This is a genomic window from Pseudomonas protegens (assembly GCF_013407925.2).
GTDB classification, from domain to species: domain Bacteria; phylum Pseudomonadota; class Gammaproteobacteria; order Pseudomonadales; family Pseudomonadaceae; genus Aquipseudomonas; species Aquipseudomonas fluorescens_AP.
This window is the reverse complement of record NZ_CP060201.1, coordinates 2,069,939-2,092,831: the sequence shown is the minus strand read 5'-3', so window position 1 is coordinate 2,092,831 and position 22,893 is coordinate 2,069,939. Positions and strand designations below refer to the sequence as shown.

At 64.5% G+C, this 22,893-nt stretch carries 18 protein-coding genes; 12 read left to right on the top strand and 6 right to left on the bottom strand.

The features are described 5' to 3' along the window. The first annotated feature begins 135 nt into the window (after window positions 1-135). From GGI48_RS09830 to GGI48_RS09800, 7 genes are all read left to right on the top strand, one after another. A complete protein-coding gene (locus GGI48_RS09830; RefSeq protein WP_016962919.1) occupies window positions 136-543 on the top strand; it encodes an ExbD/TolR family protein in 408 nt (135 codons plus the stop codon). Window positions 544-547: 4 nt separating this feature from the next. Further along, window positions 548-1,321 carry an energy transducer TonB gene (locus tag GGI48_RS09825; protein ID WP_179598060.1) on the top strand — a complete coding sequence of 258 codons (774 nt, stop codon included), beginning with the start codon at window positions 548-550 and terminating at the stop codon, window positions 1,319-1,321. A gap of 43 nt (window positions 1,322-1,364) precedes the next feature. Further along, the gene (locus GGI48_RS09820) at window positions 1,365-3,605 is read left to right on the top strand and encodes a TonB-dependent receptor family protein (protein ID WP_052960027.1); all 2,241 of its coding nucleotides are present in this window, start codon (window positions 1,365-1,367) and stop codon (window positions 3,603-3,605) included. A gap of 28 nt (window positions 3,606-3,633) precedes the next feature. Further along, a complete protein-coding gene (locus tag GGI48_RS09815; RefSeq protein WP_179598058.1) occupies window positions 3,634-4,278 on the top strand; it encodes a MotA/TolQ/ExbB proton channel family protein in 645 nt (214 codons plus the stop codon). Window positions 4,279-4,416: 138 nt separating this feature from the next. Beyond that, the gene (locus tag GGI48_RS09810; protein WP_179598056.1) at window positions 4,417-6,120 is read left to right on the top strand and encodes a bifunctional UDP-sugar hydrolase/5'-nucleotidase; all 1,704 of its coding nucleotides are present in this window, start codon (window positions 4,417-4,419) and stop codon (window positions 6,118-6,120) included. Between the two features lie 283 nt (window positions 6,121-6,403). Next, window positions 6,404-8,842, top strand: a complete 2,439-nt coding sequence (locus GGI48_RS09805) for a TonB-dependent siderophore receptor (protein ID WP_179598054.1) — start codon at window positions 6,404-6,406, stop codon at window positions 8,840-8,842. After that, window positions 8,842-9,891: a hypothetical protein gene (locus GGI48_RS09800; protein ID WP_179598052.1), complete on the top strand. Its 1,050-nt coding sequence runs from the start codon at window positions 8,842-8,844 to the stop codon at window positions 9,889-9,891. Before GGI48_RS09805 ends, GGI48_RS09800 begins: the two co-directional genes overlap by 1 nt. On the opposite strand, the gene GGI48_RS09795 is transcribed toward GGI48_RS09800, so the two are convergent. The 3 genes from GGI48_RS09795 to GGI48_RS09785 all read right to left on the bottom strand — a co-directional run bounded on the left by GGI48_RS09795 (window position 9,888) and on the right by GGI48_RS09785 (window position 13,359). Then, the gene (locus tag GGI48_RS09795; RefSeq protein WP_179598050.1) at window positions 9,888-10,715 is read right to left on the bottom strand and encodes a phosphatase PAP2 family protein; all 828 of its coding nucleotides are present in this window, start codon (window positions 10,713-10,715) and stop codon (window positions 9,888-9,890) included. The two genes, GGI48_RS09800 and GGI48_RS09795, sit on opposite strands and share 4 nt — an antisense overlap. A 52-nt stretch (window positions 10,716-10,767) precedes the next feature. Next, the gene (locus GGI48_RS09790) at window positions 10,768-12,042 is read right to left on the bottom strand and encodes an OprD family porin (RefSeq protein WP_179598048.1); all 1,275 of its coding nucleotides are present in this window, start codon (window positions 12,040-12,042) and stop codon (window positions 10,768-10,770) included. 441 nt (window positions 12,043-12,483) lie between these two features. Next, window positions 12,484-13,359 (bottom strand): helix-turn-helix transcriptional regulator, encoded by an 876-nt coding sequence (locus GGI48_RS09785; RefSeq protein ID WP_016968498.1) that lies wholly within the window; start codon window positions 13,357-13,359, stop codon window positions 12,484-12,486. 156 nt (window positions 13,360-13,515) lie between these two features. Between GGI48_RS09785 and GGI48_RS09780 the strand changes: the two genes are divergently transcribed. Beyond that, a complete protein-coding gene (locus tag GGI48_RS09780; RefSeq protein WP_047301859.1) occupies window positions 13,516-14,457 on the top strand; it encodes a DMT family transporter in 942 nt (313 codons plus the stop codon). 89 nt (window positions 14,458-14,546) lie between these two features. On the opposite strand, the gene GGI48_RS09775 is transcribed toward GGI48_RS09780, so the two are convergent. Further along, on the bottom strand, window positions 14,547-15,521 hold the full coding sequence (locus tag GGI48_RS09775) for a D-glycerate dehydrogenase (RefSeq protein ID WP_179598046.1): 975 nt from the start codon (window positions 15,519-15,521) through the stop codon (window positions 14,547-14,549). 212 nt (window positions 15,522-15,733) lie between these two features. Then, the gene (locus GGI48_RS09770) at window positions 15,734-16,702 is read right to left on the bottom strand and encodes a LysR family transcriptional regulator (RefSeq protein ID WP_047301864.1); all 969 of its coding nucleotides are present in this window, start codon (window positions 16,700-16,702) and stop codon (window positions 15,734-15,736) included. A gap of 266 nt (window positions 16,703-16,968) precedes the next feature. On the opposite strand from GGI48_RS09770, the gene GGI48_RS09765 reads away from it, so the two are divergent. From GGI48_RS09765 to GGI48_RS09750, 4 genes are read left to right on the top strand one after another with little or no spacing between them, the layout of a single operon-like run. Next, entirely contained in the window at window positions 16,969-18,480 is a 1,512-nt protein-coding gene (locus GGI48_RS09765) for an efflux transporter outer membrane subunit (RefSeq protein ID WP_016968502.1), read from the top strand. Between the two features lie 11 nt (window positions 18,481-18,491). Next, entirely contained in the window at window positions 18,492-20,699 is a 2,208-nt protein-coding gene (locus tag GGI48_RS09760) for an FUSC family protein (RefSeq protein WP_016968503.1), read from the top strand. Beyond that, on the top strand, window positions 20,689-20,889 hold the full coding sequence (locus GGI48_RS09755) for a DUF1656 domain-containing protein (protein WP_007930063.1): 201 nt from the start codon (window positions 20,689-20,691) through the stop codon (window positions 20,887-20,889). Before GGI48_RS09760 ends, GGI48_RS09755 begins: the two co-directional genes overlap by 11 nt. A gap of 10 nt (window positions 20,890-20,899) precedes the next feature. Beyond that, window positions 20,900-21,760 (top strand): HlyD family secretion protein, encoded by an 861-nt coding sequence (locus GGI48_RS09750; RefSeq protein ID WP_016968504.1) that lies wholly within the window; start codon window positions 20,900-20,902, stop codon window positions 21,758-21,760. 63 nt (window positions 21,761-21,823) lie between these two features. Here the strand turns inward: GGI48_RS09750 and GGI48_RS09745 are convergent, their stop codons facing one another. After that, window positions 21,824-22,852 (bottom strand): sel1 repeat family protein, encoded by a 1,029-nt coding sequence (locus GGI48_RS09745; protein ID WP_179598044.1) that lies wholly within the window; start codon window positions 22,850-22,852, stop codon window positions 21,824-21,826. Window positions 22,853-22,893: the final 41 nt, after the last annotated feature.

Genomic DNA, 22,893 nt, shown 5'->3' with positions numbered 1-22,893 from the left:
ATATCACACCGTTCTGTCACCAAATCGTTACATGGGGCGCGGATGATCTGCGCATTCCTGAGCACATGGTCAGGATCGGCGAGGGTTGTGATTCAGCTCTCACAAGGGAGGGAAGGCTGAAGCGGGAGCAAGACGATGCGCAGCTGGGATGTCGCAAAAAAGAAGAAGGCCCACATCGAAATCATTCCGATGATCGACGTGATGATGTTTCTCCTGGTGTTCTTCGTACTCATCAGTCTCAACGTGATTCCCGCCGTGGGAATCAAGACGCAGTTGCCGGTGGCCAGCACCGCGCAACAGTTGAAGCCGCAAAACAAGGCGGTGATCACCCTGGGCCTGGAGGAACGTCTGCAACTGGACGGTCAGGACCTGGATGAAGGGGCGCTGCTGGCCCAACTCAAAGCGCTGAATAACGGCAGCGAAAAGTTGGTGATCATCATCAACAGCGATCAGGGCGTGGAAGTTAAGCGCCTGGTGTCGGTGATGGACTTGCTCAAGGGCAATGGCTTCTCTTCCGTCTCCATCGCTACACGCAAGTCCTGACGCCATGTTCAGTCTCTATAGAACTCGCAAGTGGCTGGCGTGCCTGCTGCCGGCTGGCCTGTTGTTGCTGGTGATCTATACCAGCCAGTTGCAACAGTTGCAGATCAAGCCGGTGTATGACGAAAGCACCGTGGAAATTGCCCTGGTCGATGCCGCCGAACTGCTGGCGGTCGCCGAGCCAGCGCCGCCGGAACCCGAGCCGCTGCCGGTCGAGCCCGAACCGCCGCAGGTGGTCCCGGAGGAAGAACCGCTGGTGATCGAGCCGCCCAAGCCCAAGCCGGTGGTCAAGCCCAAACCGCCGGTGCCCAAGCCACTGGTGGCCAAGCCGCAGCCGCCTAAGCCGGCCCCGGCCCCGACCGCCGTGGCCCAGAGTGCTCCGGTGGCGCCGCAGCCCGCGGTGGCCGCCGCCAAACCGGTGGCACCCGCGGCCGCCGTACCTGCTCCGGCTCCCGCACCCGCGGCGCCCAGCAGTGCCATCAAGGAAAGCCTGTACACCGCCGCTTTGCGCAAGGAACTGGAAAAGCACAAGCAATACCCCAGCGGCCGTGAGGCCTCGTTGCAACGTCCCCAGGGCGATGTGGTGATCTGGCTGGAAGTCGATCGGGCCGGCAACGTGCTCGACAGTGGCATCGAAAACAAGGCGCCGAACATGTTGCTCAATCGCGCCGCGCAAACCAGTTTGCGCCGCGTGGAGAAAGTTTCACCGTTTCCCTCGGACGCCTTCTCCGGCAAGTCCAAGCAACGTTTTACCGCGACCTTTAGTTACAACGTGGAATAAACCCATCACCTATTAACGAAAGTTGTAAGCAAGGGATTGACCCGTGAAGATCAATAAACTTTATGCCCTGCTACTGGCATCGGGCCTGGGCAGTTTTGCGCCATTGGTTTTGGCCGACGACAGCGTCGACGTCGGAGCGGTGAACGTTGCCGGTAAACAGACCCTGGGTAACGGCCACATGATCAAGGAAGAAAGCGCCAAGGGGCGCTCCACCGTGACCAAGGAAGCCATGGACCAGATGGCCCCCACCGCCAACGCCGTGGACAAGCTCAAGTACACCCCGGGGATCAACGTCTCCAGCACCGACGCCACGGGCCTGAGCGGCACCAACTTCACCATGCGCGGGATGAACTCCGATCAGGTCGGGCTGTCCGCCGATGGCTTCCCGATCAACGATTCCGGGGACTACAGCATCTACCCCAACCTGATGGGCGATCCGGAGAACTTCAGCGAAGTCTTCGTCACCCAGGGTTCATCCGAAGCCGACGGCCCGCACATCGGCTCCAGCGGCGGCAACATCGGCCTGGTGACCATCCGCCCGACCAAGGATTTTGGCGTGTTCGCCAAGCAGTCCATCGGTTCGAACAACGTGCGCAAGAGCTTTGCCCGTCTCAATACCGGTGACCTGGGCGGCTTCAAGACCTGGGTTTCGGCGTCCCACACCGAGGGTGACAAGTGGCGTGGCAAGGGCACCCTGCGCGCCGACAAGGTCGAGTGGAACACCCTGTTCGAAGACGGCAACGGCAACTCCACCAACGCCATCGTCAAGTACAACCTGCAGGAAAACTACAACTACAACAGCCTGAGCAAGGCCCAGTTCCAGACCCAGGGCCGGCGCCTGGACTACTCGGAAAGCACCGTGTTCAAGAACGGCAGCGTGTCCCAGTCCTACAAGCTCAACCGCAACCCCTTCGAGAGCGTGACCGCCTCGCTGACCCAGCGCTTTCAGTTGCGCGACGACCTGAGCCTGACCTTCAACCCGTACTACGTGTGGTCCAACGGCGGCAGCTTCAGCGGCCAGACCGCCACCAGCTTGTCCGCCAGCTCGAACAAGGCCGGCAACTACGACCTGAGCGGCTTGCCCGCCGGCACCTACTACCGGCCGTCGTGGACCGAAACCTGGCGCCCCGGGATGACCACCAAGCTCAAGTGGGACCTCAACGAAGAGCACAGCCTGGACGTCGGCTACTGGTACGAGCGCGCCCGCCAGCGTCAGACCCAGCCCTTCATCGGGATCAAGGGCAACGGCGCACCGGAAAATGTCTGGGGCGACTACAACGGTTCCGACCAACTGGTGGACCGCAACGGCGTCACGGTCCAGGGCCGTCACCAGTACACCGTGACCCCGGCGCAGAAACTCTGGGTGCAGGACACCTGGCAGGCCACCTCGGACCTGACCCTCACCGGGGCCCTGGCCTACCAGTACGTGGAACGCGACGGCAACAACCTCGGCAGCCTCACCGACAAGCCGGAAAAACGCGACGCCAAGTACCACCAGTTCCTGCCCAGCTTCAACGCCAAGTACCAGATCGACCCGAACAACCAGGCCTTCTACAACGTCACCCGCAACATGCGCACGCCGCCCAACTACGTGCTCTACAACAAGGGTGACTCCATCAGCCTGAAACCCGAGCTGAGCTGGAACCAGGAACTGGGCTGGCGCTACAGCGAAGAGAACATGGCCCTGAGCGCGACCCTGTTCTACATCAGCTTCAAGGACCGGCAGATCTCCACCACCGACCTCAACGGCGACTACGTGGTGGCCAACGTCGGCGAAGTGAAGAACCGCGGCCTGGAGCTGGAGTGGAGCGGCAAGCTGCCCCACGACTTCAACTACTACGCCTCCTACACCTACACCAAGTCCGAGCAGATGGACGACCTGACCAACAAGAACGTGCTGCTGCCGACCTCCGGCAAGCAACTGGCCAACGTGCCGGAAAACATGTTCAACCTGAGCCTGGGCTACGACGACTCGCGCTACTACGGCAACGTGGTCGGCAAGTACGTCGGCGCCTTCTACGGCGACCTGACCAACGACGAGAAGATCGCCGGCCGCACCGTGGTCGACCTCAACGCCGGTATCCACCTGCCGGTGGACAAGAAGGTGCTGAAGTCCGCGACCCTGCGCTTCTCCATGCTCAACGTGTTCGACAAGGAATACCTGGCCTCGACCCGCACCGTGTCGTTCAACACCCAGCGCACCAACGGTCTGGCGCCTAGCACGGCCTATTACAACGTCGGTGAGGAACGCACCGCGATGGTCTCCCTGGAAGCCGGGTTCTGATGCCCTTCGGGCCCAAGAGGAAATGACGATGGACATGAATCTGCTGCACGACATCACCTTCTACACCATGTACGGCGCCGCCGCGATTGCCGCCTTTATCGCCGTGGAGCGGGGCATCTACTTCAGCTTCAGCCTGCGTCAGGCGAAGAAACTGGAGAACGTGCTCAACCCGAAGATGCACAGCGTCGACGACTTGCCCGCCGAGCTGCGCCAGCGCAACAGCCTGCCCCTGGAGATGGTCGCCGAGCTGTTCGCCCACAAGCAGGGGCTGGCCAGCCACAAGGACCTGGAAGACCTCAGCGAGTCGATCTACATTGCCACCCGCAGCAAGCTGATGCATGGCCTGTGGCTGCTGGAAACCGTGGTCACCGCCGCGCCCCTGCTGGGCCTCTTGGGCACCATCCTGGGGATCATCGACACCTTCAAGGCCCTGGCCGAGACCGGCGTCAGCGACCCGGGCGAAGTGTCCAAGGGCATCGGCACCGCGCTCTACGCCACCGCCCTGGGGATCGCCATCGCCCTGGGCAGCATGATCTTTCACAACCACTTCCAGGACCGGGTCGAGCGCATCACCGACCACCTGAAGATCCTGCTGCTGCGCGCCGGCATGGGCACCGCGCTGAAGGCCCCCGCGCCCGCAGCCACGATCCAGGGCAACCTGCAACCGGCCTGATGACCTGAAGTGACCTGTGGCCGCTGCCCCAGGCTGCGATCGACGACGAAGCCGGCGCTGTTCCCCAGCGCTCTTCTGCGCCTGATCCAGGCCTGTGCCAGCGGCTTTTTTTTCGCTGATCTGCCAAGGATGTCTTTCATGTCCCGTCTTCGTCCCATGCCCCGGCTGCTGGGTGCACTGACCCTGGCCCTGGTCGCCCTGGCCGGTTGCAGCTCACTGCCGCGCGAACCGCAACCGGTGGCGGTGAACATCGTCGCCATCAACGATTTGCACGGCTACCTGCAAGCCAACCCCTTCAGCTACAAGGACCCGCAGGCCCCGGGCGGGGTGCGCAAGCTTGCGGCCGGCGGCATCGCCACCCTCGGCGGCATGCTCACCCAGCTGCGCCAGCAAGACCCGCAGTTGCTGTTCATCGGCGCCGGCGATCTGGTGGGCGGCAGCCCGCCGCTGTCGGCCATGTGGGCCGACGAGCCGACCCTGGAAGCCCTGCGCCACATGCACATGAAGCTCAGCGCCATCGGCAACCACGAACTGGACAACGGCAAGGCCGAGTTCCTGCGCCAGCTCAATGGCGGCTGCCAGTCGCCCCGACCGGACAAGGCCTGCCAGTTCCGCCCGAACTACCCCGGCAGCGGCTTCCCCTACCTGGCGGCCAACCTGCTGGACAGCGACACCGGCCGGCCGCTGTTGCCGGCCTACCGCATCGAAGAGGTGCGCGGGGTCAAGGTGGCCTTCGTCGGCGCGGTACTGCGGGACGTGGCCTCGGTGGTCAGCGCCAAGGGCATGCGCGGTTTGCAGGTGGCCGATGAAGCCGACTCCATCAACCGGCTGATTCCCGAGCTCAATGCCCAGGGCGTCAACGCCATCGTTGCCGTGGTGCACCAGGGCGGCGCGACCCCGGAGCCGTTCGACAAGCCGGACTGCTCGCAACTGGGCGGCGACATCGTCGACGTGGCCAAGCGCCTGGACCCGGCGGTGGACGTGCTGATCAGCGCCCACTCGCACCAGGGCTACCTGTGCAAGGTCGGGCCACTGCTGGTGACCCAGGGCAATGCCTACGGCCACCTGTTGACCCACCTGACCCTGCAAGTGACCCCGGGCCAGCACCGGGTGGCGAGTATCCAGGCGGTCAACCTGCTGGCCGATCCGGCCCGTTATCCACAGGACCCGGCCCTGGCGCGGCTGCAACAGGAGGTCGAGGCCCGCAGCAATCAGGTGCTGCTCAAACCGGTGGGCGCGATTGCCGCCTCGCCGATTGCCCGGCGCGCCGATGCCGCCGGGGAAATGCCCATCGGCGACCTGATCGCCGACGCCCATCTGGCCGGTGGCCGGGCCAATGGCGCACAGATCGCCTTCATGAACACCGGCGGCATTCGCAGCGACCTGGCCCTGGAGCCCGGGCAGACTCAGGTCAACTACGGGCAATTGGCGACCCTGCAGCCGTTCAACAACAACCTGATCGCCTTCGACCTCACGGGGCGGCAGATCGAACAGGTGCTCAACCAGCAATGGAAGGGCGCTGAGGATGCCAACATCCTGCAAGTGTCCCGGGGCTTCAGCTACCGCTGGGACGCCAAGCGTCCGCTGGACAGCCGCGTGGTGCCCGGCAGCCTGCGCCTCAACGGCCAACCGCTACGGGCCGACGGCAACTACCGGCTGGTGATGAACGGTTTTCTGGCCGATGGCGGCGACCGCTTCAGCCTGTTCAAGAGTGGCCGCAACCGTAGCGACCTCGGGGTCAGCGATCTGGACGCGATGCTGCAGTACCTCAAGGCCATGGACCAGCGGGGCCAGCCGGTGGGCTCCAGCACCAGCGCCGGACGCATCCAGCGCCTCAACTGACGACAGAAGCTTGGCGACCCTTGTAGCCGCTGCCGAGCCTGCGAGGCTGCGAAAAGGTCCGCAGGACCTTGCTTGACGGCCTCCCGCCCAACCTCCAGCGACCTCAAGGCCGCCGCGAGCAGCCCGCGGCAGCGGCTACAGGGAAGGCATCGGCCGGGGAGCGTTGTTGCCGTCGTGAAAATATTTTCAAAAAACCGGTGAGGTCTTTGCGTTCGAGCTACGTGTAGTGCTTGAAAGTGCGACTAATTCGCATTCACGGCTTTTTTACACGCGAGTCTCAAGCATGAAGTCCAGGGCACAATCGGCGGCAAACGCTTCGGTCAAACGGTGGTTCGGCGCTTCGGCGCTGGTGGTTTCAGGGTTGGCGCTGCTGCCGCTGAGCGTGGCCTTGGCGGCCCAGGCCGGCGCTGAACAGCACAGCGCGCTGTTCAACTTTTCCATCGCGGCCAAGCCGCTGCCCCAGGCCCTCAGCGACTTCACCCGGATCACCGGGATCAGCGTGATCTACACCGATGAAGCGCCTTATGCGCTGACGGCGCCGGCCCTCAGCGGCCAGTTCAGCGCCGAACAGGCCTTGCAGCGCCTGCTGGGCAACTCCGGCTTCGGCTACCGTCGCAGCGACGCCCGCACCCTGGTCCTGGAACCCTTGCCGAGCAACGCCGGGCTGAACCTGGAGGCGACCCAAGTCACCACCCAAGGGCCTGACGACAGCACCAGCTACCAGCCGCCGGCCAGTACCTCGGTGGCCCGTTCCCAGGCGCTGAACCAGGAGATCCCGCAGATCATCAACGTGGTCCCGGCCCAGGTACTGCGCGACCAGACCCCGCGCAACCTGGATGACGCCCTGGCCAATGTCAGCGGCATTACCCAGACCAACACCCTGGGTGGCACCCAGGACGCGGTGCTGCTGCGCGGCTTCGGCGACAACCGCAACGGCTCGATCATGCGCGACAGCATGCCGGTGGTGCAGGGCCGGGCCCTGAACGCCACGGCGGAGCGGGTGGAAGTGCTCAAGGGCCCCTCGTCGCTGCTGTATGGCATCCAGGACCCGGGCGGCGTGGTCAACGTGGTCAGCAAGAAGCCCGAACTGCAGTCGTCCACGGCCCTGACCGTGCGTGGCTCGAGCTACGGCTCGGGCAAGAACGGCAGCGGCGGCAGCCTCGACACCACCGGGCCGATTGGTGATTCCGGGCTGGCCTACCGCTTGATCGTCGACCATGAAGACGAGGACTACTGGCGCAACTTCGGCACCCACCGCGAATCCCTGGTGGCGCCGTCCCTGGCCTGGTACGGCGAGCGCACCAAGGTGCTGCTGGCCTATGAGCACCGCGAATTCCTCACCCCCTTCGACCGCGGCACGGCCATCGATCCCAAGACCAACCACCCGCTGAACATTCCGGCCACCCGGCGCCTGGACGAGCCGTTCAACAACATGGAAGGGCGCTCGGACCTGTATCGCTTCGAGGTCGATCATGACCTCAGCGACGACTGGAAAGCCCACTTCGGCTACAGCTGGAACCGCGAAACCTACGACGCCAGCCAGGTGCGCCTGACCGCGGTGAATGCCAACGGCACCCTGACCCGAAGCATGGACGGCACCCAGGGCGCCCTGACCACCGACCGCTACGCCACCGTGAGCCTGGAAGGCAAGGTGCAGCTGGGCGGCATGCAGCACGACCTGGTGTTCGGCCTGGACGACGAATACCGCAAGATCTACCGCGCCGACCTGATCCGGCAGAAAAGCCGGACCACGTTCAACTACCTGAACCCGGTCTATGGCCGCGAAGTGGCCGGCACCACGGTCAGCGCCCCGGACAGCGATCAGACCGACCTGCTGCGCAGCGACTCGCTGTTCTTCCAGGACGCCATCCACCTCACCGACCAGTGGATCCTGGTGGGCGGCGGGCGCTTCCAGGAATACGACCAGTACGCCGGCAAGGGCCGGCCGTTCCACGCCAACACCGACAGCAACGGGCAGAAGTTCGTGCCCCGCGCCGGGCTGGTGTACCGCTACACCGACCAGCTGTCGTTCTACGGCAGCTACACCGAGTCGTTCAAACCCAACTCTAGCATCGCCCAACTGGCCGGTGGCACCGCGGTACTCGACGGCTCCATCGCCCCGGAGGAAGCCAAGTCCTGGGAGCTGGGCGCCAAGCTCGACATCCCCGGGCGCATCACCGCCAGCGCGGCGCTGTTCGACATCACCAAGCGCAATGTGCTGGTGTCCACGGCCACCGCCACCGAGACGGTCACCAGCGTCGCCGGTGAAGTGCATTCCCAGGGCCTGGAACTGGACCTGACCGGGCAGCTCAGCGATCAGTGGAGCCTGATCGGCAGCTACGCCTACACCGACACCGAGGTGACCAAGGACACCCAGTACAAGGGCAAGCAACTGCAGAACGTGGCCAAGAACAGCGGCTCGCTGTCGGCGGTCTACGACTTCGGCAGTCTGCTCGGCGGCGACCGCCTGCGGGTCGGCGCCGGGGCTCGCTATGTTGGCCAGCGCGCCGGGGATGCGCCCAACAGCTTCGACCTGCCGGGCTACACCGTGGCCGATGCCTTCGCCACCTACGACACCCGGATCGAAGGGCAGAAGGTCAAGTTCCAGCTCAACGTGAAGAACCTGTTCGACAAGACCTACTACACCTCGTCGGCCAGCAAGTACTTCGTGTCCATGGGGGATGCCCGTCAGGTGTCCTTGTCCAGCACCCTGGAGTTCTGATGAGAGCCCTGATCCTGAGTGCGTTGCTGGCGTTTTGCGGCGTGGCCCAGGCCGCCGCGCCGGCCGATGAACGCCTGTACCACCGCGAGCAGCACGTGCAGTTGCCGGGGACCGGCAGCAGCTGGGGCTTTATCGCCCTGGACCCGACCCGGCCCTACCTGTTCCTGGCCCGGCGGGAAAACGGCCTGAGCGTGTTCGATGTCGACAAGCAGCGTCTGCTGCGCACCGTCGAGCAATCGCAGGGGGCCAACGGCGTGGTGGCGGTGCCCGAACTCAACCGCCTGCTGGTGCTCAATACCGACGGCAGCCTGGGGCTGGTGGAGTTATCCACACTCAAGCCGCTCAAACGCATCGCCGTGGCTCAGAGCAACCTCAATAGCGCGGTGTACGAGCCGCACACCGGGCAGGTGATCATCGTCAGCGGGCGCCGGGCCGATCGTTCGACCCTGTTCGTGTTCGATCCCAAGGAAGAACGGATCACCGCGGCCCACGAGCTGGCGGTGAAGAAGATCGACCCCTTGCTGCTCAAGGGCGATGGCAGTTTCTTTCTGCCAATGCGCGATGAGGGCATCGTTGCGCGGTTGTCCTCCAGCAGCTTCAAGGTCCTGGATCGCTGGCAGTATCCCGACTGTCAGCGGCCCAGCGCCCTGGCCCAGGATGAACAGCGCGGGCGGCTGTTCGTCGCCTGCCGCGGTGAGCGGCCGCTGCTGCTGGTGCTCGACCGCGACAGCGGTGCGCTGAAGGCCCGCCTGCCGATCACCCGCGACGTCAACGCCCTGGCCTACGACCCGCAGGCCCAGCGCTTGCTGATCGCCAGCGGGGTGGACGCCAACCTCAGCGTCATCGCCCAGCTCGATGCCGACCGCTACCAGCTCCTGGGCAGCGTCAGTACCCAGCCCATGGCCTATAACATGGCGTTCGACCCGCGCAGTCGGCGGGTCTATCTGGCGGCCATGGACTTCACCCAGCCAGCCGCGAGCCCGGCCGAACCCAAGCCGGATCCGCTGTTTCACGCCAATACCTTCAGGGTCATCACCCTGGCGCCCTAGTCGACGCCCAGTGCCAGGGCTTGCGCTTGCGCCGCACAGTCGCCGCTGGCGGTCAGGCCCTTGGCGCGAACGGCCAGCAGCTCTTGCCGGGCGACGGCGAAGTCGGCCTGGAAGGTCGGGTCGGTGTGCAAGCGTGCCACGGTGGCCGCGCCCATTTCGCGGCCCTCACGCACGTCGCTGTACCAATGCACGTTGCACACCATGCGGCTTTCCGAATAGGCCCGGCCACGGGCCCAGAGCGCGTTGCCGTGCTCGGGGGCCAGTTCGCTCAACAGCAGCGCCCAGGCCCAGCCGATGGCGCTGTGGCCCGATGGGTAGGAACCATCCGCGGCCAGCTTGGCCTCATCTTCCGGGGTGCAGCTGGGCTGCTGGTTGTAGACGAAGGGCCGGGTGCGCTGGTAGCGCTGCTTTGCGCCATAGGTGGCCAGCCCGGCATCGGTCAGGGTCCGGCGCAAGAGTCTGTACAGCGCAGGTGTTTGCTGTTCGCTGATGGGCGCATCCAGGGCGCAGGAAAACGTCTCCGCGGCGGCGGGGAACTTCAGGTTGGCGTCGCTGATGGCCAAGACCCAGCGTTTGCCGCCACGCAAGGCCTGGCTTTTTTCAGCCATGTGCTGGTCCAGCGCGAAGGCTGGCGTGCCCACCGCAGGCGGTGGCGGTAACAGCGCCAGGCTATTGGGCAGATCCTGCTGTTTCAGATAGCCGATCAAGTAGCCCGGTCGGAACTCCGGGACGGTTTCCGTCGGCGTGGTTTGTTTGGCTTCGCTGGGGTTGATCAGGCTTAAAAACAACAGGCTGGCCAAACTTTTCGACAATAGACGTTGCATGTGGAAAGCACCTCTGGGCGGTTGAACCGTTATATCGGCTCTTGTTGTTGTGTTACTTGATATTCCAGGAGTAGCTGAGCATCAGCCGCGTATCATCAGTGTCGCGAATGAAGTTCTTGGTGTAGTTGGAGCGATATACGGCACTGCGCAGGCGCACGTTTAAATCTTTCAAAGGTCCTTGTTGCACGACATATCGAAGTTCATTATCCAGTTCCCAAGACTTGCCAACTTTCCGGGTGCCGGTAATTTCGGCATGGCTGCCGGATATATAGCGGCTGTTGATACTCAGGCCCGGCAAACCCAAGCTGGCGAAGTCATAGCCATAACGAAGTGCCCAGGAACGTTCCTTGGCATTGGCGAAGTCACCCAGTACCGACAAGTTGATCAAGTTGGCATCGGCGCCCAGGATGTTGGCATAACCGGTGTCTCCCAACATTCGCTGATAAGCCAGGCCAAGGTTGTGGCCCTGATAGGCATAGCCAATGAGTCCCTGCAGGGCGCGGTTGTCGATCTTGCCGCCCTTGGCATTGCCGTAGTCGTTCATCAGGCTCAAGCGCAGATCGCTGCTGAACGTCCCCGCGCCCCAGGGACTCTTGTTGACCAGGGTGAAGACCTGCTGGCGGTAGATGTCCTCCAGTTGCGCGACATGCACCCGCGCCAGCCATTGCTTGTGGAACCGATAGTCGACGCCCGCCATGTCGAAGTGATCCGCCGTTGCCCCCTGGCCCTGAAAGCGCCGGTTCAAGGGGCTCAAGGTCAGTGGCGTGTACTGCGTGGCGTTGCGCTGCATGACCCGGCTCAGGCGCCCGGCGGTCAACTCCAGGTTGTCGATTTCATTCGAGGTCAGCAGCCCGCCTTCGAAAACCTGCGGAAACAGGCGGCCGTCGTTGGGTTTCAAGGTTGGCAGCACCGGTGGCACCAGTGCGCCGAACTTGAACAGGGTCTTGCTGGCCTTGAGCTTCCCGGCCAGGGCCAGCTTCCAATAGTCATCCTCTGCCCGGCCATCGCGCGCCACCTTCAGCAGCCCGGTGCCGGTCCGGCCAGGCGCGGAGTCCAGCTTGATGCCGAGCATGCCGATGGCGTCGGCACCGACACCCAGGGCGCCCTCGGTAAACCCCGAGTCCAGGCGCAAGAGCAGACCTTGTGCCCATTCTTCACGGGGGGGCGCGGAGCCTTCGCGATAGTCCCGGTTGAAGTAATAGTTGCGCAGATCCAGGCGCGCGCTGCTGTCGTCCAGCAGTTCGGCCTTTACCGGAATGGCCAGCATCAAGGCACACAATAGGCTGGAGCGGTTGATCCATTGTCGTTGCAAGTGTCTTGAAGGCATTTCATCGTCCTCTGTTTTTGTTGTTTTAGGAACAAGGCGATTGGGGGCTGATATGTTGAGTCTTTGCCGCTTTTTTTAAATCTGCTGAGTGGTGGTTGGACGTGGTGGATGTGTTTGGCGGCGTGTTGGAACTTTGTGTCATGCCTGGGCTTTCAGGTCTAAAGACTAAGTTAGGCTGAACGTTAAGCAAGAACCATCAGCTCTGTGAATGAGGCAGTAACTGAAGTTTTAAAATAATTACCCGTTTATGTTTTGGGTTGTCATATAAGAACTTATTGGAAGTGCTCTTTTGTGGGTGTTTATGTAGGGTTTATTTAATTGATTTGTAAGAATCGTCCTGTTTGATTCAGGAACTTGAGTCGTATTACTGATAGAGGCGTGCCAGTGTGGGTTTTGGCATCGGGAGGGGCGTACAGAGTCGGGTTGGGGCTGGTCCGGACCTCAGCGCAGGAACGCCAGGCGGTAGTCCCCCGGTGTTCCACCCAGGGCCTGGCGAAAGCGGTTGGTGAAGTGGCTGGCGCTGGAGAAGCCGCAGGCCAGGGCGATTTCCCCCAGGGGCAGGGCGCTGTGGCGCAACAGATAGCGGGCCCGGACCAGGCGCCGGGCCAGGACGTACTGATGGGGCGGCAGGCCGAAGCTTGCGCGGAACATGCGGGCGAAGTGGTATTCGGAAAGGCTGCACAACCCCGCCAGTTGGCCCAGGCTCAGGGGCGCGTCCAGCTGGCTGTCGATGTAGTCCACCAGCAGGCGGCGCTGGTGCGCGGCCAGGCCGCCCTTGAGCCGGGCACCCTGGCGCAGGCCCACTTGATTGAGCAGGGCGTGGCTGAGCATCTCGTGGGCCAGGCTGCTGGTGAGCAGGCGCTCGCCGGGCTCGTTCCAGTTCAGGCGGACCAGTTGCGCAAAGCGCCGGGTCTGCTCGGGGTCGTCGACAAAGGTGCTTTCGCGCAGTTGCATGGCCCGCGGCTCGCGGTCCAGCAGGGTGACGCAACCCAGGGCGAACTGCTCAGGGCTGAAATACACATGGGCCAGGCGGATATCGCCGTTGATCACCCAGGCCGACTGGTGCTCGGCGGGCAGGATGCACAGCTTGCCCGGGCCGCCCTTGCTGCCCGGCTGGTCGCGGCGAAAGGTGCCGGTGCCACCCGCCAGGTAGCAGGACAGGGTGTGGTGGCCGGGCGCCTCATATTCCTGGGCGTCGTGATGGTTGCTCCACAAGGCTGCGGACAAGCCGTCACCGAGCTCGGCGCTGTGCTCCAGGCGAGCATGGGGCGAGCGGTTGAGGGCTTGGAAGACTTGCAGGGTATCCAGTGCGGGCATGCTGTTCGAATCGGCAAGGGGTCCGGTTTCCGGTGGTTTGCATGCTACTCCCTCGCCGCTTCGCCGCCAGCCCCGGGCCGATAAAAAGCGCAAGTTTATGCAAGCGCCCAAGGTCGGGCGGGCGGGACACTGCACGCCTTATAAAGGAGTCGTGCCATGAACCTATCGCTGTACCTGTTGACCGTGCTGATCTGGGGCACCACCTGGATCGCCCTGAAACTGCAACTGGGGGTGGTGGCGATTCCGGTGTCCATCGTCTATCGCTTCGCCCTGGCGGCCCTGGTGCTGTTCGTCCTGCTGCTGCTCAGCCGCAAGCTGCAGCCGATGAACCGTCGTGGCCACCTGATCTGCCTGGCCCAGGGCCTGTGCCTGTTCTGCATCAACTTCATGTGCTTTCTGCACGCCAGCCAGTGGATCCCCAGTGGTCTGGTGGCGGTGGTGTTTTCCACCGCGACCCTGTGGAACGCCCTCAATGCGCGGGTGTTCTTCGGCCAGAAGATCGCCCGCAATGTATTGCTCGGCGGCGGCCTGGGGCTGTTGGGGTTGGGGCTGCTGTTCTGGCCGGAGCTGGCAGGCCATAGCGCCAGCCCGCAAACCCTGCTGGGCCTGGGCTTGGCTCTGCTCGGCACCCTGTGTTTCTCGGCGGGCAACATGCTCTCCAGCCTGCAGCAGAAAGCCGGGCTCAAGCCTCTGACCACCAATGCCTGGGGCATGGCCTACGGCGCGACCATGCTGGCGGTGTACTGCCTGGCCCAGGGCATCGCCTTCGACGTGGAATGGAGCACCCGCTACATCGGCTCGCTGCTGTACCTGGTGATACCGGGTTCGGTGATCGGCTTCACCGCCTACCTGACCCTGGTGGGGCGCATGGGCCCGGAGCGCGCGGCCTATTGCACGGTGCTGTTCCCGGTGGTGGCGCTGAACGTCTCGGCGTTTGCCGAAGGCTACCAGTGGACCGCCCCAGCGCTGGCCGGGCTGGTGCTGGTGATGCTGGGCAACGTCCTGGTGTTTCGCAAACCCAAACCTGCCTCTGTAGCCGCTGCCGAGCTCGCGAGGCTGCGAACGGCGGCGCAGCCGTCGCAAAACCAGGCGACCTGATTCTGCCGGGCTATCGCTGAAGGTCCTGCGGACCTTGTCGCAGCCTCGCAGGCTCGGCAGCGGCTACAGGGGGTGATAGGCAGTGGGGGTCAGCCCTTCCACACTTGCGGGTTGACCAGGTCCTGCGGGCGTTCGCCCAGCAGGGCGCTGCGCAGGTTGGCCATGGCGCGGTTGGCCATGGCGTCGCGGGTTTCATGGGTGGCCGAGCCAATGTGCGGCAGGGTCACCGCGTTCTTCAGTTGGAACAGCGGCGACTCCGCCAGCGGCTCTTTTTCGTACACATCCAGGCCGGCGCCGCGAATCTGGCCCTTCTGCAAGGCTTCGATCAGCGCCGGTTCATCCACCACCGGGCCCCGGGAAATGTTCACCAGGATCGCGCTGGGCTTCATCAGCGCCAGTTCGCGGTGGCTGATCAGGTGTCGGGTCTGTTCACTCAACGGCACTACCAGACAGACGAAATCCGCCTCCGCCAGCAGCTGCTCCAGGCTGCGAAACTGCGCCCCCAGTTCCTGCTCCAGGGCCGCCTTGCGGCTGTTGCCGCTGTAGAGGATCGGCATGCCGAAGCCCAGGCGCCCACGACGGGCGATGGCCGCGCCGATGTTGCCCATGCCGACGATGCCCAGGGTCTTGCCATGCACATCGCAGCCGAACAGCGCCGGGCCGACGCTGGCCTGCCATTGCCCGGCCTTGGTCCAGGCATCCAGCTCGGTCACTCGGCGAGCGCTGCTCATGAGCAGGGCGAAGGCCAGGTCGGCGGTGCTTTCGGTGAGCACGTCGGGGGTGTTGGTGAGCATCAGCCCGCGTTCGTTGAAATAGGCCAGGTCATAGTTGTCGTAACCCACCGAGATGCTCGATACCACTTCCAGCTGCGCGGCGTTTTCCAGTTGTGCGCGCCCCAGCTTGCGGCCGACGCCGATCAGGCCGTGGGCCCGGGGCAGGGCTTCATTGAACTGCGCGGCGATGTCTCCCAGCTTGGGGTTGGGGACGATGACCTCGAAGTCCTGTTGCAGGCGTTCGGTCATCTCGGGGGTGATGCGGCTGAAGGCAAGTACCGTCTTTTTCATTGCGGGAAGACTCGTCAGGCGGGAGAGAATGCCAAGCAAGCTAACATTCCCCACCGGCTTTTTGTAGCCGCTGCCGCAGGCTGCGATGGCTTGCAACGGGGGCGGCCTGGTGGCCGCTCTGCAGGGTTCGGCGAGAGTTGCTCAGGCTGAGCCCGCGCAGCCTCGCCTTGGCTCGACAGCGGCTACAGGCCCCCGGTTCAAGGGGGCGGTGCTCAGGTGGCCAGGCGTGCGCCGCTCAGGCTGCCGCTCAGTTCATAGGCCGCCAGTTCCGCCTGGTGCGCGGCGAGGATCTCCGGCAGGGAGCCGCGCAGGTATTCGACCCAGGTCTTGATCTTGGCATCCAGGTACTGGCGCGACGGGTAGATGGCGTACAGGTTCAGTTCCTGGGAGCGGTACTGGGGCATCACGCGTACCAGGGTGCCGTTGCGCAGGCCTTCGATGGCGGCGTACACCGGCAGCACGCCAATGCCCATGCCGCTGATGATCGCGGTCTTCATGGCATCGGCGGAGTTCACCAGGAACGGCGAGCTGTTGATGGTGACCATCTCCTGGCCTTCCGGGCCGTCGAAGGCCCACTTCTCAAGCGGTATCACCGGGCTCACCAGGCGCAGGCAGGCGTGGTTCAGCAGGTCGCTGGGTTTTTGCGGGCAGCCGTTGGCTTTCACATAGGCCGGGGAGGCGCAGACGATGCTGTAGGTGATCCCCAGGCGCTGGGAGACGAACCCCGAATCCGGCAGCTCGCTGGCCAGGACGATGGACACGTCGTAGCCCTCGTCCAGAAGGTCCGGCACGCGGTTGGCCAGGGTCAGATCGAAGGTCACGTCCGGGTGCGACTTGCGGTAGCGGGCGATGGCGTCGATCACGAAGTGCTGGCCGATGCCGGTCATGGTGTGCACTTTCAATTGCCCGGCGGGGCGGGCATGGGCGTCGCTGGCCTCGGCCTCGGCTTCTTCGACGTAGGCCAGGATCTGCTCGCAGCGCAGCAGGTAGCGTTTGCCGGCTTCGGTCAGGGCGATGCGGCGGGTGGTGCGGTTGAGCAGGCGGGTTTGCAGGTGAGCCTCAAGATTGGAGACTGCGCGCGAGACGTTGGCCGTGGTGGTGTCCAGTTGCACCGCCGCGGCGGTGAAACTGCCGGCTTCGGCCACACAACTGAAGGCGCGCATGTTTTGCAAAGTGTCCATGGGGTGCTCTCTGGGGAGATGGCAAATTGTGACACGAAGTTACGGGGGCTTGGATAGGCGACCAAGGGATTATCGCGTTTACGGTAACAAAGATTCACAGGAATCCCTGCTTATCGCCGCCCCGGCCGCCCCCTAGAATTGCCCCGATCCGTAGGAGTCGGCGTGCCGGCGATCCGCGCAACGCGGTGTAGCAGGCGTATCGCTGCGCCGGCCGGCCGACTTCCACGAGAGAAATACTCCCCCCCGATCTTCAGGAATTCGCAGCAGTGCCGCGTCGCATCAGCAGAGGGTTCAAGACCCTCAGTGTTTGGGCTTTATCGTTAGCAATCAGCGGCTGCATCGGAACCGGAGGCATTGCCCCACAAGGCAAGACACTTCCCGCTAATACATTGGCCACCGACGAGGCGATAAAGAGCGCCGCGCGCGACGCCCATTGGCCCAGCGCCCAGTGGTGGCAGGCCTACGGCGACCCGCAGCTGAACCGCTGGATCGAGCTGGCCTTGCAAGGCAGCCCGAGCCTGGCCATGGCCGCCGCCCGGGTGCGTCAGGCCAAGGCCCTGGCCGGTATCGCCGAGTCGGCCGAGTCGTTGCAGATCAAGGGCGACGCCACCCTCAAGCGCCACAACTGGCCCACCGATCAGTTCTACGGCCCCGGCGCCCTGGCCAACACCACCACCTGGGACAACAACGCCGCCCTGGGCTTCAGTTATGCCCTGGACCTCTGGGGCCGGGAGAGCAACAACACCGAGCGCGCCGTCGACCTGGCCCACATGAGTGTGGCCGAGGCCCGTCAGGCCCAGCTGGAACTGGTGAACAACGTGGTGCGCAGCTATATCCAGCTGTCCTTGCACTTCGCCCAGCGCGATATCGTGGCCGCCACCCTGAAGCAGCAGCAACAGATTCTCGAACTGGCGCAACGGCGCCTGGACAGCGGCCTGGGTACCCATTTCGAAGTCAGTCAGGCCGAGGCGCCGCTGCCGGAAACCCATCGCCAGCTGGACGCCCTGGACGAAGAAATCGCCCTGACTCGCAACCAACTAGCGGCCCTGGCCGGCAAGGGCCCGGGAGAGGGCGCGCAACTGCAGCGGCCAAGCCTGTCCCTGGGCGCCGCGCTGAAACTGCCCTCGGCCCTGCCCGCCGAACTGCTGGGCCAGCGCCCGGACGTGGTCGCCAGCCGCTGGCAAGTGGCGGCCCAGGCTCGCGGCATCGATGTGGCTCACGCTGGCTTCTACCCCAACGTCGACCTGGTGGGCAGCATCGGCTTCATGGCCACCGGCGGCGGGGCCCTGGAGTTCCTCACCGGCAAGAAGCTCAACTACAACGTCGGCCCGGCCATCAGCCTGCCAATCTTCGACGGCGGGCGCCTGCGCTCGGAACTGGGTGACGCCGCGGCCGGCTACGACCTGGCCGTGGCCAGGTACAACCAGACCCTGGTGGACGCGCTGAAAAGCATCTCCGACCAGTTGATCCGCCGCGAGTCCATGGACAAGCAGCAAGCCTTCGCCGCCGAGTCGGTGGCCGCGGCGCAGAAGACCTACGACATCGCCACCGTGGCCTTCCAGCGCGGCCTGACCGACTACCTGAACGTGCTCAATGCCCAGAGCCTGCTGTTTCACCAGCAGCAGATCCAGCAGCAGGTGCAGGCCGCGCGCCTGACGGTCCAGGCGGACCTGGTGACGGCCCTGGGCGGCGGGCTGGAAGCCGGCCGCGACGTCCCCGCGCAGGATCGCCTTGAGGCACCCAAGACTCCCGCGGCCCTGGCCGTGTTCGACCACTGAAGCAGGCCCCCATGACTTCCTTGCCCGCCCCTTTGCGCTGGCTGTACTCCCTTGAATGGCGCCGGGGTTTCTTCGACTGGGCGCGCAGCGACGGCGTGACCTGGGTCTATATCTTCAAGGTCCTGGCCGCCGCGTTCCTTACCCTGTGGCTGGCCATGCGCCTGGAGTTGCCGCAACCGCGCACGGCGATGATCACCGTGTTCATCGTCATGCAGCCGCAGAGCGGCCAGGTGTTCGCCAAGAGCTTCTACCGCTTTCTCGGCACCCTGACCGGCTCGGCGGTGATGGTGGCGCTGATCGCCCTGTTCGCCCAGAACACCGAGCTGTTCCTCGGTTCCCTGGCGATCTGGGTTGGTATCTGCTCGGCCGGTGCCGCGCGCTACCGCAACTTCCGCGCCTATGGTTTCGTGCTGGCCGGCTACACCGCGGCCATGGTCGGCCTGCCGGCCCTGGCTCACCCGGAAGGCGCCTTCATGGCGGCGGTGTGGCGGGTGCTGGAGATCTCCCTGGGGATTCTCTGCTCGACCCTGGTCAGCGCCGCGATCCTGCCGCAAACCGCCAGCGCCGCCATGCGCAATGCCCTGTACCAGCGCTTCGGGGTGTTCGCCCTGTTCGTCACCGACGGCCTGCGCGGGCGCAGCCAGCGCGACAGTTTTGAAAGCAGCAACGTGCGCTTCATCGCCGAGGCCGTGGGCCTGGAAGGGTTGCGCAGCGTCACCGTGTTCGAAGACCCGCACATGCGTCGGCGCAACGGTCGCCTGAGCCGCCTGAACAGCGAATTCATGGGCATCACCACGCGCTTCAACGCCCTGCACCAGTTGCTCGAACGCCTGCGCAGCAGCGGCGCCGACCAGGTGGTGGCGGCGATCAAGCCAGGGCTCTATGACCTGGCGGAACTGCTGGACGGTTTCTCCGGCCGTGCCCTGACCAGCCCCGACGCGGCGCGCCTGGCCACGGCCCTGGCGGCCTACAAGGCCGAGCTGCCGGCGCGGGTGCGCAGCCTGCGGGCGGCCTTTCAGGAGAGCGGCCCGAGCGACGCCGAGCAGCTGGATTTCCATACCGCCTACGAGCTGCTCTACCGCTTTGTCGACGAGATGCACAGCTACGCCCAGACCCACGCGTCCCTGGCCGACCACCGCCACGAACGCGAGCGTTGGGACGAGCCCTACACCCCGCAGACCAACTGGCTGGCCTGCGCCGCCTCGGGCATCCGCGCGGCCTTTGTGCTGGTGGTGCTGGGCAGCTACTGGGTGGCCACCGCCTGGCCCAGCGGCGCCACCATGACCCTGATCGCCGCCGCCACCATCGGCCTTTCGGCGGCCACGCCGAACCCCAAGCGCATGGCCTTCCAGATGGCCTGCGGGACCTTTATCGGCGCGCTGGTGGGCTTCGTCGAAATGTTCTTCGTGTTCCCCTGGATCGACGGTTTCCCGCTGCTGTGCCTGATGCTCGCGCCGGTGATCGTGCTCGGTTCGTTCCTCGCGTCCAGGCCCAAGTACGCCGGGGTCGGCCTGGGCTTGCTGATCTTCTTCAGCACCGGTTCGGTGCCGGACAACCTGACCGTCTACAACCCCTACGCCTTCATCAACGACTACATCGCCATGGTCATGGGCATGCTGGTCTGCGCCGCGGCGGGGGCGATCATCCTGCCGCCCAACAGCCGCTGGCTGTGGCGCCGCCTGGAGCAGGACCTGCGCGGCCAGGTGGTGTACGCCATCAGCGGCAAGCTCAAGGGCCTGGCATCGAGCTTCGAAAGCCGCACCCGCGACCTGCTGCACCAGGCCTATGGCCTGGCGGTGGGCCAGCCCAAGGTGCAGAGCGAGCTGCTGCGCTGGATGTTCGTGGTGCTGGAAGTCGGCCACGCCATCATCGAGTTGCGCAAGGAACAGGCGATCCTCCCGGTGCACCCGGCCTATGCCGAGTCCCAGCCCTGGCGCCAGGCGATCCGGGTCATGGGCCGCTCTTTGGTGCGGCTGTTCCTGCAACCGAGCCAGAGCAACCTGGAGCGCGGCCTGATCGCCGTGGACCACGCCATCAGCCGGGTCCAGGCCACCGACGAACCCTTTGCCCCGCACTTCGACACCTCGGCCCTGCGCCGGGTCAAGAGCTACCTGCACTTCATCCGCACTTCATTGCTCGACCCGCAATCGCCGCTGGCGGCCTATGCCCTGGCCAAGCCTACGGCGCCTGCACCCCAAGGACTTGACCATGCCTCGTGAAATCGCCTTCCACGGCGTTTACATGCCCACCATGACCCTGATGTTCTTCATCGCCGCGGCCCTGGCCTGGGCCCTGGACCGGTTCATCTCCGGCTATGACCTGTATCGCTTCTTCTGGCACCCGGCGCTGCTGCGCCTGAGCCTGTTCTGCTGTCTGTTCGGCGCCATGGCGCTCACTGTCTACCGTTGAGACCCCCGCAATGAAAAAGTTTTTCAGCCTGCTCGCCACCCTGCTCGTGCTGGCCCTGGCCCTGTGGATCGGCCGCACCCTGTGGGAACACTACATGTACACCCCCTGGACCCGTGACGGCCGGGTGCGCGCGGACATCATCAACGTCGCCGCCGATGTGACCGGCGAAGTGGTGGACGTGCCGGTCAAGGACAACCAGCTGGTGCGCAAGGGCGACCTGCTGATGCAGATCGACCCCGAGCACTACCAGATCGCGGTCAAGCAGGCGCAAGCGCTGGTGGCGTCGAAGAAGGCCACCTGGGAGATGCGCAAGGTCAACGCCCGGCGCCGCGCCGACCTGGACAACCTGGTGATCTCCAAGGAAAACCGCGACGACGCCGGCAACATCGCCGACTCGGCCCTGGCCGACTACCAGCACGCCCAGGCCCAGCTGGAGGCGGCGGAACTCAACCTCAAACGCACCCAGGTGCGGGCGGCGGTGGACGGCTACGTCACCAACCTCAACGTGCACCGTGGCGACTACGCGCGCATCGGCGAGGCGAAGATGGCGGTGGTCGACATGAACTCGTTCTGGGTCTACGGCTTCTTCGAAGAAACCAAGCTGCCCCATGTGCGCGTGGGGGATAAGGCCGACATGCAACTGATGAGCGGCGAAGTGCTCAAGGGCCATGTGGAAAGCATTTCCCGCGGCATCTACGACCGCGACAACCCGGAAAGCCGCGAACTGATCGCCGACGTCAACCCGACCTTCAACTGGGTGCGCCTGGCCCAGCGCGTACCGGTGCGCATCCACATCGATGAAGTGCCGGAAGGCGTGCTGCTGGCGGCGGGCATCACCTGCACCGTCATCGTCAACCCCGAGCCTCTGTAGGAGCTGGCTTGCCAGCGAAAGCGCCGGCAGGGGCGATTAAAGGCGTAGCGCCCGCCGCACAGGTTATGGCGTGCGCTTGGCCAGGAGGGTTTTGGCCTTGGCCACGCTGTCTTCCACGCTCAGGTCATCGTCCTCCAGCACGGCCTGCAGCGCCGGGTCTTGCCACAGGTCCACGGCCGGCCCGGTGCTTTGCACCAGGCGGGAAATCAAGGCATAGGCCACCAGTTGGCCGCGGGTGTGGAACTTCGGGTAGCGGTCCTGCATGTCCACCAACTGGGCGACGAACGCATGCTGTTGCTCAGGCGACATGCCCGCGAACACCTCCGGGTAGTCGTAGTAGATATCCCCTGTGCCCAGGAGGATGACGTTCTGGCGCAGTTCCTGCTCAAGATCCTGTTTGGAGGGGAGCTGGCTGAGCAGCCGGGTGTAGTGCTGTTCGCCTTCGGCCATCTGCTGAGGGCTCATCTTGCGTTTCAGCGCTTCGAGCGCTTGGGCGTCATCCAGGGTTCGGGCCCAGGCGTAGGCCAGCGGGAAATTGTCCTGTTCGTTGCTGCGCAGCATCTCTTGTTGCGAGTCCTGGTCGCCGTGCCGGGCGGCGCGTTCCAGCCAGGCCATGGCCAATGCCTTGTTCGCGGGCTGGTCCAGCTTGCCAAGGTTGTAGATGTCGTACAGGCCCGCTTCCGCGCAGGATTCGTTGTGCTGGGCGGCGTAGGCGATGTAGTTGAAGGCTTCGCTTTTGTCATAGTCCTTCTGCCTGGAGCCGACAATCCCGCCCAGGAGGCACAGGCTCATGGTGTCGCGGGGGGCGGCCATGATCAGGCAGGCGCGGGCCATTTGTATGGCCTTGCTCGCCAGCAAGGTGCGGCTTGCGCCATGCAGTACCTTGTCCTCATTCATCAGTCGGATGCCGAGGCCGACCAGCCGTTCGCTGTCCATCTCCGGCGAGCAGTACGGGTTGGCTTCGACCTTGGGCAGGATCTGTTCCAGGCTCAGGTCCGGCAGGGTGGCATTGAGTTTTTCGTCCGGTGACGAGGCATTGCAGCCCAGCAGCAAGGCGAACAGGGCCAACGGTAGTGCTCTACGACATTTCAATGGGGCAGATCCCTGATCGGCGAATGAACAAAGGCGCACCG